Origin of the sequence: Mycobacterium parascrofulaceum ATCC BAA-614, assembly GCF_000164135.1 — a bacterium.
Lineage (GTDB): Bacteria > Actinomycetota > Actinomycetes > Mycobacteriales > Mycobacteriaceae > Mycobacterium > Mycobacterium parascrofulaceum.
The window spans coordinates 1-1,565 of sequence record NZ_GG770601.1 but is presented as its reverse complement, the minus strand read 5'-3'; the positions used below and the strand labels follow the sequence as shown (position 1 = coordinate 1,565).

The window sequence follows — 1,565 nt, the reverse complement described above, 5'->3', positions numbered from 1 at the left end:
CTGGCGATCATCAACGCCGCCACGGCGACTTCCGACGTGCGGGCCGTCGTCGAGCGGGCCGCCGCCGGCGGCGCGCTGGACCGCGGGGACAGCGAGCGGCCGCCGGCGTCGGACAGCGCGCCCGGGGACGCGCCCGCCGAAGAACCCCCGGAGGAGGGCCTGCGGCCGACCACCCGACAAGCCATCCAGGTCGCCGTCGCCGCGTCACTCGCGATCGTGACCGGCGAGCTGGTGTCGCCGGCCCGCTGGTACTGGGCGGTGATCGCCGCGTTCGTGATCTTCGCCGGCACCAACTCGTGGGGCGAAACCCTCACCAAGGGCTGGCAACGCCTGCTCGGCACCCTGCTCGGCGTGCCGTGCGGCGTGGTGGTGGCCACGCTGCTGGCCGGCGACAAGACCGCCGCGCTCGCCGGGATCTTCGTGTGCCTGTTCTGCGCCTTCTATTTCATGACGGTCACCTACAGCCTGATGACGTTCTGGATCACCACGATGCTGGCGTTGCTCTACGGCCTGCTCGGCCAACTCTCGTTCGGCGTGCTGATGTTGCGGATCGAGGAAACCGCACTCGGCGCGGTCATCGGGGCGACCGTGGCCATCGTCGTGCTGCCGACCCACACCAGGGCCGCGATTCGCGACGACACCCGCACGTTCCTGGCCAGCCTGTCGGGACTGATCGATTCGTCCACCGCGACGATGTTCGGCGCGGGCCAGGGCGTGAGCCCGTCCGAGCGGGCACGCCAGCTAGACCGGGACCTGCAGCAGTTCCGGGTCACCGCCAAGCCGCTTCTCGCGGGGGTCGCCGGCCTGGCCGGACGGCGCAGCATCCGCCGCGCGCTGCGAATCTTCGCGGCGTGCGACCGGTACGGCCGCAGCCTGGCACGCAGCAGCGAGCGGTACCGGGACCCGGGCGGGTCCCTCAGCCCCGAACTCGCCCAAGCCTTTTCGGCCGCCGCGGCCCAGACCCGGCGCAACATCGACGCGCTGGCCGCCGCGATCGGCAGCGGCCGCGCGCCGACCATGGTGTCGGCGGCCGACGAGCTCGACGCCGCGGAAACCCTGGCCCGGCAGCGGGACGGCGAGGCGGGACCCCCGGGGCCCGATACCCGGCGACTCCTCACCGCGGTGCACGCGCTGCGCCAGATCGAGCGGGCGATCGTTACCGCGGCGACCAACCTCGGCGGGCGCGAAACAGCCGCAGCCGAATTTCACACCGACGGGTTTCAGAGGCCGGGCAGGCACGCGGGAAAATAGCACGGCTGGTCGGGCCCCTGGGCCTTTCGCACCAGGTCGAACAGCGCCAGCATGGTCTGCAACAGCCGCAGTTCGACGCCGGGCCGTTGGGCGGGTGGCAGATTCTGCACGTCGTTGGACACCGTGGTGGCCTGCTGCTGCAGCTGCGTCAGCCGCCGCTGGCGTTCCGCCGGGGTGAGGTTGTCCCAGTTGTCGTGCAGCTCGGCCACCAGCCGCTGCGTTCGGCCACCTCCGCCTCCGGATCGGACTGCGGGGCCGGGGCCAGCGCGTGGGGCCGGCCCGGCGTCGGCGCGACGTCGGCCTGCCCGCAAGCC

The 1,565-nt window shown here is 72.7% G+C and carries 2 protein-coding genes; one reads left to right on the top strand and one right to left on the bottom strand.

Annotated elements, in window-relative coordinates; translation table 11 throughout:
• Positions 1–1,251, top strand: a 1,251-nt coding sequence (locus HMPREF0591_RS29730) for an FUSC family protein (protein ID WP_007172592.1), incomplete at its 5' end; no start/stop codon positions are given.
• Here the strand turns inward: HMPREF0591_RS29730 and HMPREF0591_RS29725 are convergent.
• Positions 1,221–1,460: a hypothetical protein gene (locus HMPREF0591_RS29725; RefSeq protein WP_007172591.1), complete on the bottom strand. Its 240-nt coding sequence runs from the start codon at positions 1,458–1,460 to the stop codon at positions 1,221–1,223. The two genes, HMPREF0591_RS29730 and HMPREF0591_RS29725, sit on opposite strands and share 31 nt — an antisense overlap.
• Between the last annotated feature and the right edge of the window lie 105 nt (positions 1,461–1,565).